This is a genomic window from Dechloromonas sp. CZR5, from assembly GCF_008711155.1.
Taxonomy (GTDB): domain Bacteria; phylum Pseudomonadota; class Gammaproteobacteria; order Burkholderiales; family Rhodocyclaceae; genus Azonexus.
This window is the reverse complement of sequence record NZ_VUYQ01000008.1, coordinates 24,544-38,243: the sequence shown is the minus strand read 5'-3', so window position 1 is coordinate 38,243 and position 13,700 is coordinate 24,544. Positions and strand designations below refer to the sequence as shown.

Sequence of the window (13,700 nt, the reverse complement as noted above, 5' to 3'; positions counted from 1 at the left end):
TAAAGGAGACATAAATCATGAAAAAAACTATGTTGTGCGCCGCCATCGTTGCTTTGATGGCTGGCACCACCACCGTCTTTGCGGCCGTTACGGCTGATGAAGCGAGTAAGTTGAAATCGACCTTGACGCCGCTGGGTGGTGAAAAAGCCGGCAACAAGGATGGCAGTATTCCCGCGTGGGATGGCAAGAAGACTGTCGCTTCGAGTCCAAAGGCCGGGGATATTCCGACTCAGCCATTCCCGAATGAAAAGCCTGTCGTGCAGATCAATGCCAAAAACATGGCTCAATTCGCCGACAAGCTCAGTGAAGGTACCCAGGCGCTCATGAAGAAATATCCGGAAACTTTCCGGATTGACGTCTACCCGACGCACCGCACTGCAGTGGCGCCGCAATTCGTCTATGACAACACCTTCAAGAATGCTACGCACTGCAAGACCAAGGCTGGCGGTAATTCGGTGGAAGGCTGCTACGGCGGCATTCCGTTCCCGATTCCGAAGGAAGGTGTCGAGGCCATCTGGAATTATCTGCTGCGCGTCGAGGCGGAAGCGACTGAGGTCTCCTTCAAGAACATCATCACCGCTGCCGATGGTGGCCGCACGCTCGCTACTCAGAACGAACAGGTCAATCAGTATCCCTACTACTTCAAGGATGGCTCGGTTGAAAAGTGGAGCGGCGAATACTTCCTGCAGCGCTTCTCCACCGTCGCTCCGCCGTTCAAGGCCGGTGAGTCGCTGGTTATTCGTGATGGTGTTGACTCAGCTACCCCGCGCCAGACATGGCAATACCTGGTTGGTCAGCGCCGTGTCCGTCGCGCTCCGACCGTTGCTTACGACACCCCCGACTTTGTTTCGTCCGGCGCCAATTACTTTGATGAAGTGATGGGCATAATGGGTCACCCGGATCGCTATCAGTGGAAGCTGGTTGGCAAGAAGGAAATGTACGTGCCGTACAACGCCAACACCCTGGTAACCGCCAAGGAGCAGGAGGCCTTTGCCAAAGGGCACATGAATCCGGACAAACTGCGCTGGGAACTGCATCGGGTGTGGGAAGTTGAAGCGACTGTCGCCAGTGGCAAGCGTCATGCAGTGCCGAAGCGTCGCTACTATCTGGACGAGGACACATGGTTGTTGGTCCTGATGGATGGCTATGACACCGAAGGCAAGCTTTGGCGCACGTCGCAGGTCTATCCGTTTGTCGTGCCGGCCATTCCGGCGGTTGTTATCAAGCCGGTCTCGGTATTTGACCTGCAGAAGAGCACGATGAGCACGGTTCAGTTCCTTGATTCCTTCAAGGTCCTGCCGCAACGCAAGTCGGAGAATTACTTCACCGGCGACGCGATAGCGGCTGACGCTAGCCGTTAATTGACGTTCGATGCCGGGGGGTTCCTCCGGCATCCCTTGAATCGGGTTCCCCGGTTCTGATTCATCCGTTTGGGAATACACATGAACGCGCGTGGAAAAACGTCGCGATGGCTCGGTGCCGCCATTTTTTTGGCAAGCCTGAGCCTCGTCAATGGGTTGGCTGTCGGTGCCGAAGGTGGCAACAGTCGTGATGTGCTGGAGCAGCCGGCGCGCTTGAGTGAACGTGCCAAGTCCGCTGTGCTGACGGCCGTTGCGGTCGCAGGGAAGCGCCTGGTGGCGGTCGGCGAGCGCAGCATCGTGTTGCTCTCCGATGACAACGGACAGAGTTGGCGACAGGCCAAGTCTGTCCCAACCAGCGTGGCATTGGCGGGGGTTCGTTTCGTTTCTGAAAATACCGGCTGGGCGGTCGGCCACAGTGGCGTGGTGCTCAAGACTGCGGACGGTGGCGAAACCTGGGTCCGGCAACTGGAAGGAAAATTGGCCGCAACCATCGAGTTGGCGGCGGCTGACGCTGCCGCAAACGGATCTGCAGCGCCGACACGTCGTCAGCGTGACGCGCAGGGCCTGGTAGCCGACGGCGCTGACAAGCCTTTCCTCGACGCCTTCTTTTTCGATCAGCAGCGCGGTTTCGTGATTGGCGCTTACGGCCTGGCTTTTACCACCAGCGATGGCGGCAAGACGTGGTCATCTCTGGTCGGCCAAATCGAAAACCCGAAATCCCGCCATCTGTACAACGTGGCCATCGCCGACAAGGATCTTTTGATCACCGGCGAACAAGGCATCCTGTTGCGTTCAGTTGATGGCGGCCAGACTTTCAGGTCGTTGGCAATCAATTACCCGGGAACCTTGTTTGGTTCCGTCGTCGCCGAGGATGGCGCGATTGTCGTATTCGGATTGCGCGGCAACGCCTTCCGCTCGACTGACCAAGGCAAGACGTGGTCCAAGGTCGACGCCGGTCTGCCGGTCACCCTGACAGCCGGTATCCGGCTGCGCGATGGACGTTTGGCCATCGTCGATGAAGCCGGTCGCCTGCTGCTAAGCCAGGACTCTGGTGCCACTTTCGCCAGCGTTGCCAATATCAAGATGAATTCAGCTACCGGCCTCGTGGAGGCCGACGATGGGGCGCTTGTTGCCTCGACGCAGCGCGGCGTCATGCGCATTGCCCCTGAAGCCCTCCGTATGGAGCAAAAGAAATGAGTTACGTCGCATCCGACCCCAATGCAGGGGCTGTCTCTCTTCAGGACTTCGATCCGAAGTCCGGTTCAGTGATTGAACGGGCACTGTTCAATAACCGCTTGTTCATCGTTCTTCTGTGCCTGCTGTCGACCATTGTCCTCGGCTATCAGGCTACGGGACTCTCTCTCAATGCCGCTTTTGAGAAGATGATTCCCACCAAGCACGAGTACATCGCCAATTTCCTGGAAAACCGGGGCGAGCTTGCCGGCGCGGGAAACACCCTGCGTATCGCAGTGGAGACCAGGAAAGGCAATATTTTCGATGCCGAATATCTCGACGTTGTGCGCAAGATCAACGACGAGGTGTTTCTCTATCCGGGTGTTGATCGTCCCTTCATGAAATCGCTGTGGACCCCGGCGGTGCGCTGGACAGGGGTGACTGAAGAGGGCCTGGATGGCGGTCCGGTCATCCCCGATGACTATGACGGTTCAACTGCCAGCCTGGATCAGGTTCGTGTCAATGTGGAGCGCTCCGGCGAGATCGGTCAACTGATCGCCAGCAATTTCCAGTCGAGCATCATTCTTGTGCCGCTGCAGGACAAGGTTCAGGAAACCGGGGCGAGGATCGATTACAACGATTTGTCGCGCCGTCTGGAAGAGATGCGCGCCAAGTATGAAAACGACGATATCAAGATTCATATCACCGGCTTTGCCAAGGTGGTGGGTGATCTGCTCGACGGCCTGCAGCAGGTTCTGGTCTTCTTTGCGGTAGCGATCGCGATCTGTACTGCTGTGCTGTTCTGGTACACCCGCTGCCTGCGAAGCACGGTGCTGGTTGTGGTTTGTTCGGTGGTTGCCGTCATCTGGTTGCTCGGCCTGTTGCCGACGCTGGGTTTTGAGCTGGATCCGTATTCGGTGCTCGTGCCTTTTCTGGTTTTTGCCATTGGCATGAGCCACGGTGCGCAGAAGATGAACGGCATCATGCAGGATATTGGGCGGGGTACCGACAAGCTGGTTGCCGCCCGTTTCACCTTTCGTCGACTGATCCTGGCGGGGGTTACTGCGCTGCTGGCCGACGCGGTTGGCTTTGCCGTGTTGATGGTGATTCAGATTCAGGTCATTCAGGATCTGGCGATCACGGCCAGTATCGGTGTGGCGGTTCTTATTTTTACCAACCTGATCCTGCTGCCCATCCTGCTCTCTTATACCGGGGTCAGCGCCGAGGCGGCCAAGCGCAGCCTGAAAGCCGAACTTGCCGAAGCGGCCGATGCCGGTCATGCCAAGCATCCGTTCTGGGCGTTTCTGGATCTGTTCACCCAGCGCAAGTGGGCGACGATCGCCATCGTCGTCGCCACCGTAATGGGGGGTGTCGGCCTGGCCATCAGCTTCCAGTTGAAGATCGGCGACACCGACCAGGGGGCGCCGGAGCTCCGCCCCGACTCTCGCTACAACCGCGACAACGCCTTCATGGTCGCCAACTACGCAGCCAGTTCCGACGTTTACATCATCATGGTCAAGACGCCGCAGTTCCACTGCGCGCACTACAACACCGTGATGGCGGTGGATGCACTGGAGCGCGAGTTGCAGCAACTGCCGGGTGTCGAGGCGACGGCATCGCTTGCCGGCTTGAGCAAGCTGGCAGCAGCCGGCATGAACGAGGGCAGCCTGAAGTGGTTCGAGATTCCTCGCAGCCAGGACATGCTGAACGCCATCATTACCCGGGCACCTCGTGAGCTGTTCAACCAGAACTGCAATCTGCTGACGGTCTATGCCTACCTGAAGGACCACAAGGCCGACACGCTGGACAGTGTGGTGAAGACGGTCGAAGCCTTCGCCAAGGAGCACAACACCGATGAGCTGCGCTTCCTGTCGGCGGCCGGCAACGCCGGCATCGAGGCGGCGACCAACATTGTCGTCAAGAAGGCCAACACCGAGATGTTGATGCTGGTCTACCTCGCGGTCATCGTCCTCGCCTTCATCACCTTCCGCTCCTGGCGGGCCGTGGTCTGTGCCGTGCTGCCGTTGATGCTGACTTCGGTGCTCTGCGAGGCTCTGATGGTCTACCTGAATATCGGCGTGAAGGTGGCAACCCTGCCCGTCATCGCGCTGGGGGTTGGTATTGGCGTCGACTATGCACTCTACGTGCTGACCGTGACCCAGGCTCAGTTGAAGGCTGGCCTCAGTCTGTCGGAGGCCTATTACAAAGCGCTTTTGTTCACCGGAAAGGTCGTGGTGCTGACCGGTATCACACTCGGTATCGCAGTTGCCACCTGGGCCTTTTCGCCAATCAAGTTTCAGGCCGATATGGGCATCCTGCTCGCTTTCATGTTCGTCTGGAACATGCTTGGTGCGCTGATCCTGCTGCCTGCCCTTGGGCATTTCCTGTTGCGCCACAAGAAGCCTGTCGTTATCTGACCAGCTTCATTACACGCTGATTATTCGCAAGAGGTATCCATGTACAAACATATTCTGGTTCCCCTCGATGGTTCCGGACTGGCCACCGAAATTGTTTCCCAGGTGGTTCCTTTCGCCGCCGTACTGGGGGCAAAAATTACCTTTTTTACCGCCCGTGCTGACTTTTCGGCCACCGATCAGGGGGCTTTGCAGAGAACCGTAGCGCCTGGCGCATATGTCGACAATGTTGCCGGCGAAGCGCGGGGAATTCTACAAAAAGCCGAGGCTGCGGCAAAAGCCAAGGGGGTGCCCTGTGCCTCGGTGGTTCGTACCAGCGACCGTCCTGCTGCCGCCATTCTTGCCGAGGCTGAGGCGCAAGGCTGTGACTTGATCTTCATGGCTTCACACGGCCATAAGGGATTGCGAGCACTGGTCATCGGGTCGCAGACGCAGAAGGTGCTGTCTAATAGTTCTATTCCAGTGCTGGTTGCCAGTGTCGAAAGTAATCAACCTGATCGCGAGCGGCTGACAGCGATCGGGATTATTCAAGATGAGCATCGTTCTCTGGCCGCAGTCGTGCGTGGCCTCCAGCATCTGGTGGGTGAGGTTGCGAGCACAAACAAGAGTCTCGACGTGGCCTTGGTTCGCTCGATGATTCGCTACATCAAAGCCTTTCCTGAGCGCCTTCATCATCCGAAAGAGGATGCCTATCTCTTCCGCCTATTGAGCGAGCGTACCCCGGAGTTCAACGACGCCATCGCGCTGTTGAAGGCACAGCACGCCGGTGGTGATGCTTTGATTCGGAACATGGAGTCAGCGGTTGATCGATGTGCTTCCGAGCTGGGAAATTTTCCTGGTGCGTTGGCTGGTCTTGTTACTGCCGTCAATGAATTCTCCGAGGCTCAATGGGAGCACATGAACCTTGAAGAAAACACCATTCTGCCGGCGGCCCGTTCGCATTTGAAAAGCGAAGACTGGGCCGAGATCAGTACGGCCTTTGCTGCAAATGGTGATCCACGCTTTGATTCCGATCTGGAGGATGGCTTCAAGCAACTCTATTCCCGGATTATGAATTTGTCTTCATAGATTTAAATAATTTTAGCAATCGTATTAATTACGTTTGATAAAAATATAAAAGTGGCGTGGTTTTGGGTGGCGTATTTTTAATAAAACCCAATTAAAACAGTTGGTTGTAAACCTGGCACGGTATCTGCAATTACGTTTAGAAGAATTGGTTGTGTAATGAGCTAGCGGAGGTCTATGTCGATGTTCACCGTGAGGATTGCCGAGACCGGCGAAAGCTTTCAGTGTAGTCCGACGCAATCCGTACTCGAAGGAATGGTGCAGATCGGGCGTCGTGGCATTCCGCAAGGATGTCGCGGCGGCGGTTGTGGGGTCTGCAAGATTGAGGTGGTTGCCGGACTCTTTGCTCATAAAGCGATGAGCCGCAGCCATATCACTGAAGAGGATCAGCGGGAGGGTCGAGTTCTGGCCTGTCGAATTTTCCCAGTTAGCGATCTTGAGTTGCGGGTGCTGGGAAATATGAAGCGCTCGCTGGGCAAGCAGTAGTTACGAATTCAGATGTAAGGCTTTAAGCCGTCATTTTTTTAACGAGGAGACTAATCAATGGCTATGACCGGAGTTTTGCGTCCAGGGCACGCACAGATTCGCGTATTGGATTTGGAGGAAGGTGTTCGTCACTACCGTGATGTGATGGGCTTGGTTGAAACAGGGCGCGATGCGCAAGGTCGTGTCTATCTAAAGTGCTGGGATGAGAGAGATCACAACAGTGTCATCCTGCGCCAGGCTGAGTCTGCCGGCCTCGATTTCTTCGGTTTCAAGGTGCTCGACAAGGAAACCCTAGATAAGCTTGATGCCGATCTCCAGGCCTACGGCCTGAAGACCGAGCGAATTCCGGCTGGCGAAATGCTGGAAACCGGTGAGCGTGTCCGTTTCCTGTTGCCGAGCGGTCACTTCATCGAGCTCTATTCAGAAAAAACGACAGTTGGCAACGGCTGCGGTCTGGTGAACCCGGCGCCTTGGTCGCAGGAGTCCGAGCGCGGTATCGGGCCCGTCCGTCTCGACCACGCACTGCTCTATGGTCCGAATGTGGCCGAAGTGCAGAAAATATTCACCGACGTGCTGGGCTTCTTCCTTGTTGAGCGTGTTCTCAACCCGGAAGGTAATGCCAACCTGGCGATCTGGCTCTCCTGCTCGCACAAGGTGCACGACATTGCATTCGCCGAATACCCGGAGCCAGGCAAGCTGCACCACTGCTCTTTCCTGATGGAAACCTGGGAAGAGGTGCTCAGAGCCGGTGACATCATGTCGATGAACAAGGTCCCGGTGGATATTGGTCCAACGCGTCACGGTGTTACCCGTGGCTGCACCATTTACGCTTGGGATCCTTCCGGTAACCGTTTCGAGACCTTCATGGGCGGCTACCAGCCGTATCCCGATTACAAGGAGCCGCTGACCTGGACCTTCGATAACTTCGGCCAGGGCCTCGACTATCCGCAGCGCAAGCTGCACGAAACTTTCATGACCGTGGTCAGCTGAGCCATTTAGCAATGGCATCCGCATCTTCCAGCGCATTGCAAACGCCCGAGATCGACAGTAAGCGTCGATTCGTGCGCAAGCTCCGCGAACGGACCAACGGTTTCGTCGAGTTTGAGTTTGCCATCGGTGAGCCAGAGATATTTGTCGAATTGATCCTCCCTCGGGAGGACTTTGAAGCGTTCTGCGTCAGCAACAAGGCGGAAATTCTCCCGGGAAAAAGTCCAGACGACATGCCGCCCAGCGACTGGGACTGGCGTCTGGCTGATGCCACCGGTACTCGCTTCAAGTGAGCAAAGACGCTGTTTGAAGTAATGAACATGAAAAGTTTGGAGACTTATTATGCAAATTGATTTGCGCACGGTTAGCATTCAGCCGCAACGTCAGGCCTTTGATCATCTGGTTCGTCGCTTCGGTGACAAGCCGGCCTCCCGCTATCAGGAGGGTAGTTACGATATTCAGGCGACTGAAAATCTGCACTATCGCCCGACCTGGGACCCTGATCAGTTGATCTACGACAAGTCGATCACCCGCATCGTGATGGCGGACTGGTACGCACTGAAGGATCCGCGTCAGTTCTACTACAACACCTACACGCTGGCTCGCGCCCGTCAGCAGGAAACCACGGAAGCAAATTTCACCTTTGTCGAAACCCGTGGCCTGGCTGACATGCTTCCTGAGGAGTTGAAGCAGATTGCCCTGAAGGTGCTGGTGCCATTGCGTCATGTGGCTTGGGGAGCAAACCAGAACAATACTTTCGTCTGCGGCTACGGTTATGCGGCGATCTTTACCCAAGCCTGCATGTTCCACGCCATGGATAACTTGGGCATTGCCCAGTACCTATCGCGTATCGGCCTCCTGCTGGGCGATACCGAGGCTCTGGACGAAGGCAAAAAATCCTGGCTGGAAGGCGACGAGTGGCAACCTTTGAGGCGCTATATCGAGGACTGCCTGGTTGTCCGTGATCCGTTCGAGTTGTTTGTTGCCCAGAATCTGGCACTCGATGGTTTGCTTTATCCGTTGATCTACGAACGCATTGTCGATGGGCACTTGTCGTCGCGCGGCGGGTCTGCCATCGCCATGTTGACCCAGTTCATGAGCGACTGGCACGAAGAAACCCGCAAATGGATCGATGCAGTTCTAAAAACGGCTGCCGCCGAATCCGAGCATAACCGTTCCGTATTGCAAGAATGGACGGCGAAATGGGGTAGCCGAGCAGCTTCGGCACTGCTGCCTGTCGCCCAGTTGGCGCTTGGCGCTGATGCTGATGAGGCGATCGGCGAAGAAATGGCCGCCCTGAAGGCACGCCTTAAAAAAACTGGTATCGAAATCTGAAAGAGTGACATGTCGACTGTATTCATTGCTTTGCAAACCAACGAAGACACCCGTCCGATCATCGATGCGATCGTCATCGATAACCCGAACTGCACGGTCAATCGCCAACCGGCGATGATCAAGATTGATGCCCCAGGTAGTTTGACTGTCCGTCGCGAGACGATCGAGGAACAACTCGGTCGCGCCTTTGACCTGCAGGAACTGAACGTCAATCTAATCACCCTCTCTGGCAATGTCGAAGAGGACGAAGACACCCTGACCCTACGCTGGAACAGCTGAGAAGGAGACGCAAAATGGACATGAAAGTTGCCAAGAAGAAGCTCGCCCTGAAGGAAAAGTACCGCTTGCTGACCCGTGACCTGGGCTGGGAGCCGACTTACCAGAACAAGGACGAGATCTATCCCTACACCAAGTACGAAGGGATCAGGATTCACGACTGGGACAAGTGGGAAGACCCCTTCCGCCTGACCATGGATTCCTACTGGAAGTACCAAGCCGAGAAGGAGCGCAAGTTTTACGCGATCATCGACGCCCACGCCCAGAACAACGGCCACCTGCACATTACCGATGCCCGCTACCTGAGCGCCCTGAAGATCTTCCTACAGGCCATCAGCCCGGGCGAATACGCCGCCGGCAAGGGCTTCGCCCGCATGGGCCGCGAGTTTCCCGGTGTCGGCACCCAGGTTGCCTGCCAGATGCAGGCGATCGACGAGATTCGCCACGCCCAGACGCAGATTCACGCCCTGTCGAACTACAACAAGTTCTACAACGGCTTCCATGCCTTTGCCGATGCTCGCGACCGCATGTGGTACTGCACGGTGCCGCGTTCCTTCTTCGACGACGCGGTGTCGGCTGGCCCCTTCGAGTTCATGATCGCCATCGGTTTCAGCTTCGAATACGTGCTGACCAACCTGCTCTTCGTGCCCTTCATGTCGGGTGCCGCCTACAATGGCGACATGGCGACGGTGACCTTCGGTTTCTCGGCGCAGTCCGACGAAGCGCGGCACATGACCCTCGGCCTCGAGTGCATCAAGTTCATGCTCGAACAAGACCCGGCCAATTTGCCCATCGTTCAGGGCTGGATCGACAAGTGGTTCTGGCGCGGCTTCCGCGTGCTCGGCCTGGTCAGCACGATGATGGATTACATGCTGCCGAAGCGCGTCATGTCCTGGCGCGAAGCGTGGAATATCTACGGCATCGAGAACGGCACGGCCCTGTTCCGCGATCTGGCCCGCTACGGCATTCGTGCCCCGGCCGGCTGGGATGATGCCGAAAAGGCCATCGACCACATGTCGCACCAGTTCATGCTCGGTCTGTACCAGTGGAGTTTCGGCACCGCCCTCCACAGCTGGATTCCGTCCGACGACGACATGGCCTGGCTGGCGAAAAAATATCCCGACACCTTCGACAAGTACTACCGCCCACGCTGGGAACACATCAAGAAACTGAAGGCCGCCGGTACGCAGTTCGCCAACTACGGCCTGGCCAAGCTGTGCCAGACCTGCCAGTTGCCCATCGTGTTTACCGAGCCGGACGATCCGACCCGGTCGGCGCAGCGCGAAGGCGAGTACAAGGGCGAGAAATATCACTTCTGTTCCGATGGCTGCCAGCACATCTTCGAGAACGAGCCGGAGAAATACATTCAGGCCTGGCTGCCCATGCCGCAGCTGTTCCAGGACCCGATAGGCGGCGATCTGGCCGCCTGGATGGACTGGGTTGGTCTGCGCAACGGCAAGGACAACGGCGATTTCGACGGTTCCGAAGACCAGAAGAATTTCGACGCCTGGCGTGCCATGGCCACCAGCAATCAGTGATCCACGCACCCCAAAAAGGAGAATTTAAATGGCCGTAGTTTCCACCAAGCCTTATGTCGGTGTGCCGCGTGATCTGGTTGCCAATTTCAACGGCAAGCAACTGGTCTATGCCTGCTGGGATCAGCACCTGCTGTTCGCCGCACCCTTCCTGATCTGTGTCCCACCGGAAATGAGCTTCCGCGAACTGGTCGATGGCCCGCTGACTGCCTTGATGCAGCCAGATCCGGATGCCTCTGCGGTTGATTGGAGCAAGGTTGAATGGCTGAAATCAAACAAGCCATTCACGCCGGATTTCGATGCCAGCCTGGCTGCGAACGGCATCGGCCACAAGGAGCAGTTGCGCTTCATCACGCCGGGCTTGAATTCCCTGCTGGCTGCTGCCTGAGGGATGGCGAGATGAGCTATGAACTGACCATCGAACCGCTCGGTCAGACCATCGAAATCGAGGATGGTCAGACCATCCTCGATGCCGCCTTGCGCGCCGGGATCTATTTGCCCCATGCCTGTTGTCACGGGCTGTGCGCGACCTGCAAGGTGCAGGTCATCGATGGCGAGATCGAGCATGGCGAGGCTTCCAGCTTCGCCCTGATGGACGGCGAGCGCGACGAGCAGAAATGCCTGGCCTGTTGCGCCACGGCCCAGAGCGACCTGGTGATTGAAGCCGAGATCGACGAGGATCCAGATGCCGAAAACCTGCCGGTGCGTGACTTTGCCGGTGTCGTCAGTCGCATCGAGACCCTGACGCCGACCATCAAGGGTGTCTGGATCAAGCTTGACGATCCGGCCGGCATGCGTTTCCAGGCTGGCCAGTACGTTAATCTGGTCTTGCCGAAAGGCATCGGTAGTCGTGCCTTCTCGGTGGCCAGTCCGCCCTCGGCCAGCGGCGAGATCGAACTCAACATCCGCATCGTGCCGGGCGGGCCGGGCACGACTTACGTTCATGAAACGCTTCAGCTGGGCGAGCGGCTTGGGATATCCGGCCCCTACGGTCGATTCTTCGTCAAGAAATCGGCCGACCTGCCGGTCATTTTCATGGCCGGTGGTTCGGGTCTTTCCAGCCCGCGTTCGATGATCCTGGATCTTCTGGCTGAAGGTTTCGACAAACAGATTACGCTTGTCTATGGTCAGCGCCATCTCGGCGAGCTTTACTACCACGAGGAGTTTCTCTCGCTGGCCGAGCTGCACCCGAATTTCACCTATGTCCCGGCGCTCTCACACGAGCCAGAGGACAGTGGCTGGAGTGGCTTCCGCGGTTTTGTCCATGATGCGGCGAAGGCTCATTTCGACAATGACTTTCGCGGTAACAAGGCCTACCTGTGTGGGCCGCCGTTGATGATCGAAGCCTGTATCGCCACCCTGATGCAGGGACGACTGTTCGAGCGCGACATCTACACCGAGAAATTCATTTCCGCGGCCGACGCGCAGCAAGTGCGCAGCCCGCTTTTCCGCGCCCTTTAATCAATTAAGAAGACGACCTCCGGGTCGTCTTCTTTCATACCTTATTGATATTGAGTTTAATGAAATAAGGTATTGGACAGTATTGATCGGCGGAATCTAGACTGATTGTTAAGCCCCGTTATCGGGGAGAACCACAAGGAGTTGCCATGCAACTGATCAAGAATTTCATCAACGGCGAGTTTGTCGAAGCCACGGGTACAACGCCCTTCGAAAAGCGTTCGCCGCTGAACAATCAGGTCATCGCCAATGTCGTTGAAGCCAGCCGGGCTGACGTCGATGCCGCCGTGCAGGCAGCACATGCCGCCTTGAAGGGCGAGTGGGGCGGTTTTACCACCGACCAGCGCGTCGAGCTGCTGTACGGGGTGGCCAATGAGATCACCCGCCGCTTTGACGATTTTGTCGCCGCCGAGATGGCCGATACCGGCCAGCCGCGTCATGTCATGACCAGCGCCTTCATTCCGCGCGGCGCGGCCAATTTCAAGGTCTTCGCCGATGTCGTCAAGAATGTGCCCTCCGAGTCCTTCCAGATGGCGACGCCGGACGGTCGCGGCGCCCTGAATTACGCTATCCGTCAGCCGAAAGGCGTGGTCGGCGTGATCTCGCCGTGGAATGCCCCGTTCCTGCTGATGACCTGGAAGGTCGGCCCGGCCCTGGCCTGTGGCAATACTGTAGTCGTCAAGCCGTCGGAAGAGACGCCGCTGACGACGACCCTGCTCGGCGAAGTAATGAATGCTGTCGGCATCCCTAAGGGCGTCTTCAACGTCGTGCATGGTTTCGGCCCCAATTCAGCCGGTGAATTCCTGACCCAGAACAGGCTCGTCGATGCCATCACCTTTACCGGTGAAACCCGCACCGGCACGGCGATCATGAAGGCCGCTGCCGAAGGCATGCGCGATGTTTCCTTCGAACTGGGCGGCAAGAACGCCGGTATCGTTTTTGCCGATGCGGATTTCGATGCGGCAGTCGATGGCATCTTCCGTTCCGCCTTCCTGAATTCCGGGCAGGTCTGCCTGGGAACCGAGCGTGTCTATGTCGAGCGACCGATTTTCGAGAAATTCGTGCAGGCACTGAAGGCCAAGGCCGAAGCCGTCAAGTTCGGCCGTCCGGATGATCACAATGCCAACTACGGCCCGCTGATCAGCGCCGAGCACAAGCAGAAGGTCATGTCCTACTACGCCAAGGCCAAGGCCGAAGGCGCCACCATCGTCACCGGCGGCGGCGTGCCCGAGATGCCGGCCGACCTGGCCGAAGGCCACTGGGTGCAGCCGACCATCTGGACCGGCCTGCCAGAAACGGCAACCGTCGTGCGCGAGGAAATCTTCGGACCGTGCTGCCACATCAGCCCGTTCGACAGCGAGGACGAAGTGATCAACAAGGCCAACGACAACGACTACGGCCTGTCGACCACGATCTGGACGACCAATCTCGGCCGCGCCCATCGCGTCGCAGCCCGTGTCGAAGTCGGCATCACCTGGATCAACAGCTGGTTCCTGCGCGACCTGCGCACGGCCTTCGGCGGCTCCAAGCAATCCGGCATCGGCCGCGAAGGCGGCGTGCATTCGCTGGAGTTCTATACCGAAACCCGCAACATCTGCGTCAAGCTCTGA

Annotated in this window: 13 protein-coding genes; all 13 read left to right on the top strand. The window is 57.4% G+C overall.

Going from position 1 to position 13,700, the window contains the following annotated elements:
* The first annotated feature begins 14 nt into the window (after positions 1–14).
* The 13 genes from F1002_RS17600 to F1002_RS17540 all read left to right on the top strand — a co-directional run bounded on the left by F1002_RS17600 (position 15) and on the right by F1002_RS17540 (position 13,700).
* Positions 15–1,361: a DUF1329 domain-containing protein gene (locus F1002_RS17600; protein ID WP_150430358.1), complete on the top strand. Its 1,347-nt coding sequence runs from the start codon at positions 15–17 to the stop codon at positions 1,359–1,361.
* 81 nt (positions 1,362–1,442) lie between these two features.
* Positions 1,443–2,558, top strand: a complete 1,116-nt coding sequence (locus F1002_RS17595) for a YCF48-related protein (RefSeq protein WP_150430357.1) — start codon at positions 1,443–1,445, stop codon at positions 2,556–2,558.
* Positions 2,555–4,951, top strand: coding sequence for an RND family transporter (locus F1002_RS17590; RefSeq protein ID WP_150430356.1), 2,397 nt, complete (start codon positions 2,555–2,557; stop codon positions 4,949–4,951). The genes F1002_RS17595 and F1002_RS17590 overlap by 4 nt, the downstream gene beginning before the upstream one ends.
* Positions 4,952–4,990: 39 nt before the next feature.
* Positions 4,991–6,016: a universal stress protein gene (locus F1002_RS17585; protein WP_150430355.1), complete on the top strand. Its 1,026-nt coding sequence runs from the start codon at positions 4,991–4,993 to the stop codon at positions 6,014–6,016.
* 174 nt (positions 6,017–6,190) lie between these two features.
* Positions 6,191–6,499, top strand: coding sequence for a 2Fe-2S iron-sulfur cluster binding domain-containing protein (locus tag F1002_RS17580; protein WP_150430354.1), 309 nt, complete (start codon positions 6,191–6,193; stop codon positions 6,497–6,499).
* Positions 6,500–6,556: 57 nt separating this feature from the next.
* The gene (locus F1002_RS17575; protein WP_150430353.1) at positions 6,557–7,489 is read left to right on the top strand and encodes a catechol 2,3-dioxygenase; all 933 of its coding nucleotides are present in this window, start codon (positions 6,557–6,559) and stop codon (positions 7,487–7,489) included.
* A gap of 11 nt (positions 7,490–7,500) precedes the next feature.
* On the top strand, positions 7,501–7,779 hold the full coding sequence (locus tag F1002_RS17570; RefSeq protein ID WP_150430352.1) for a phenol hydroxylase subunit: 279 nt from the start codon (positions 7,501–7,503) through the stop codon (positions 7,777–7,779).
* A 49-nt stretch (positions 7,780–7,828) separates the two neighbouring features.
* Positions 7,829–8,821, top strand: coding sequence for an aromatic/alkene monooxygenase hydroxylase subunit beta (locus tag F1002_RS17565; RefSeq protein WP_150430351.1), 993 nt, complete (start codon positions 7,829–7,831; stop codon positions 8,819–8,821).
* A 9-nt stretch (positions 8,822–8,830) separates the two neighbouring features.
* Complete coding sequence (locus tag F1002_RS17560; RefSeq protein ID WP_150430350.1) at positions 8,831–9,100, top strand: MmoB/DmpM family protein; 270 nt, start codon at positions 8,831–8,833, stop codon at positions 9,098–9,100.
* Between the two features lie 14 nt (positions 9,101–9,114).
* Positions 9,115–10,635 (top strand): YHS domain-containing protein, encoded by a 1,521-nt coding sequence (locus F1002_RS17555; protein WP_150430349.1) that lies wholly within the window; start codon positions 9,115–9,117, stop codon positions 10,633–10,635.
* A gap of 28 nt (positions 10,636–10,663) precedes the next feature.
* Positions 10,664–11,020 (top strand): phenol hydroxylase subunit P4, encoded by a 357-nt coding sequence (locus F1002_RS17550; protein ID WP_150430348.1) that lies wholly within the window; start codon positions 10,664–10,666, stop codon positions 11,018–11,020.
* Between the two features lie 11 nt (positions 11,021–11,031).
* The gene (locus F1002_RS17545; RefSeq protein WP_150430347.1) at positions 11,032–12,093 is read left to right on the top strand and encodes an NADH:ubiquinone reductase (Na(+)-transporting) subunit F; all 1,062 of its coding nucleotides are present in this window, start codon (positions 11,032–11,034) and stop codon (positions 12,091–12,093) included.
* A gap of 146 nt (positions 12,094–12,239) precedes the next feature.
* Complete coding sequence (locus tag F1002_RS17540) at positions 12,240–13,700, top strand: 2-hydroxymuconic semialdehyde dehydrogenase (protein ID WP_150430346.1); 1,461 nt, start codon at positions 12,240–12,242, stop codon at positions 13,698–13,700.

What these genes read in the sequence shown, in the direction of transcription:
- F1002_RS17555 (WP_150430349.1), top strand. Translation starts at nt 9,115, where the DNA reads ATGGACATGAAAGTTGCCAAGAAGAAGCTCGCCCTGAAGGAAAAGTAC.
- F1002_RS17540 (WP_150430346.1), top strand. Translation starts at nt 12,240, where the DNA reads ATGCAACTGATCAAGAATTTCATCAACGGCGAGTTTGTCGAAGCCACG.
- F1002_RS17545 (WP_150430347.1), top strand. Translation starts at nt 11,032, where the DNA reads ATGAGCTATGAACTGACCATCGAACCGCTCGGTCAGACCATCGAAATC.
- F1002_RS17580 (WP_150430354.1), top strand. Translation starts at nt 6,191, where the DNA reads ATGTCGATGTTCACCGTGAGGATTGCCGAGACCGGCGAAAGCTTTCAG.
- F1002_RS17590 (WP_150430356.1), top strand. Translation starts at nt 2,555, where the DNA reads ATGAGTTACGTCGCATCCGACCCCAATGCAGGGGCTGTCTCTCTTCAG.
- F1002_RS17565 (WP_150430351.1), top strand. Translation starts at nt 7,829, where the DNA reads ATGCAAATTGATTTGCGCACGGTTAGCATTCAGCCGCAACGTCAGGCC.
- F1002_RS17585 (WP_150430355.1), top strand. Translation starts at nt 4,991, where the DNA reads ATGTACAAACATATTCTGGTTCCCCTCGATGGTTCCGGACTGGCCACC.
- F1002_RS17570 (WP_150430352.1), top strand. Translation starts at nt 7,501, where the DNA reads ATGGCATCCGCATCTTCCAGCGCATTGCAAACGCCCGAGATCGACAGT.
- F1002_RS17595 (WP_150430357.1), top strand. Translation starts at nt 1,443, where the DNA reads ATGAACGCGCGTGGAAAAACGTCGCGATGGCTCGGTGCCGCCATTTTT.
- F1002_RS17560 (WP_150430350.1), top strand. Translation starts at nt 8,831, where the DNA reads ATGTCGACTGTATTCATTGCTTTGCAAACCAACGAAGACACCCGTCCG.
- F1002_RS17550 (WP_150430348.1), top strand. Translation starts at nt 10,664, where the DNA reads ATGGCCGTAGTTTCCACCAAGCCTTATGTCGGTGTGCCGCGTGATCTG.
- F1002_RS17575 (WP_150430353.1), top strand. Translation starts at nt 6,557, where the DNA reads ATGGCTATGACCGGAGTTTTGCGTCCAGGGCACGCACAGATTCGCGTA.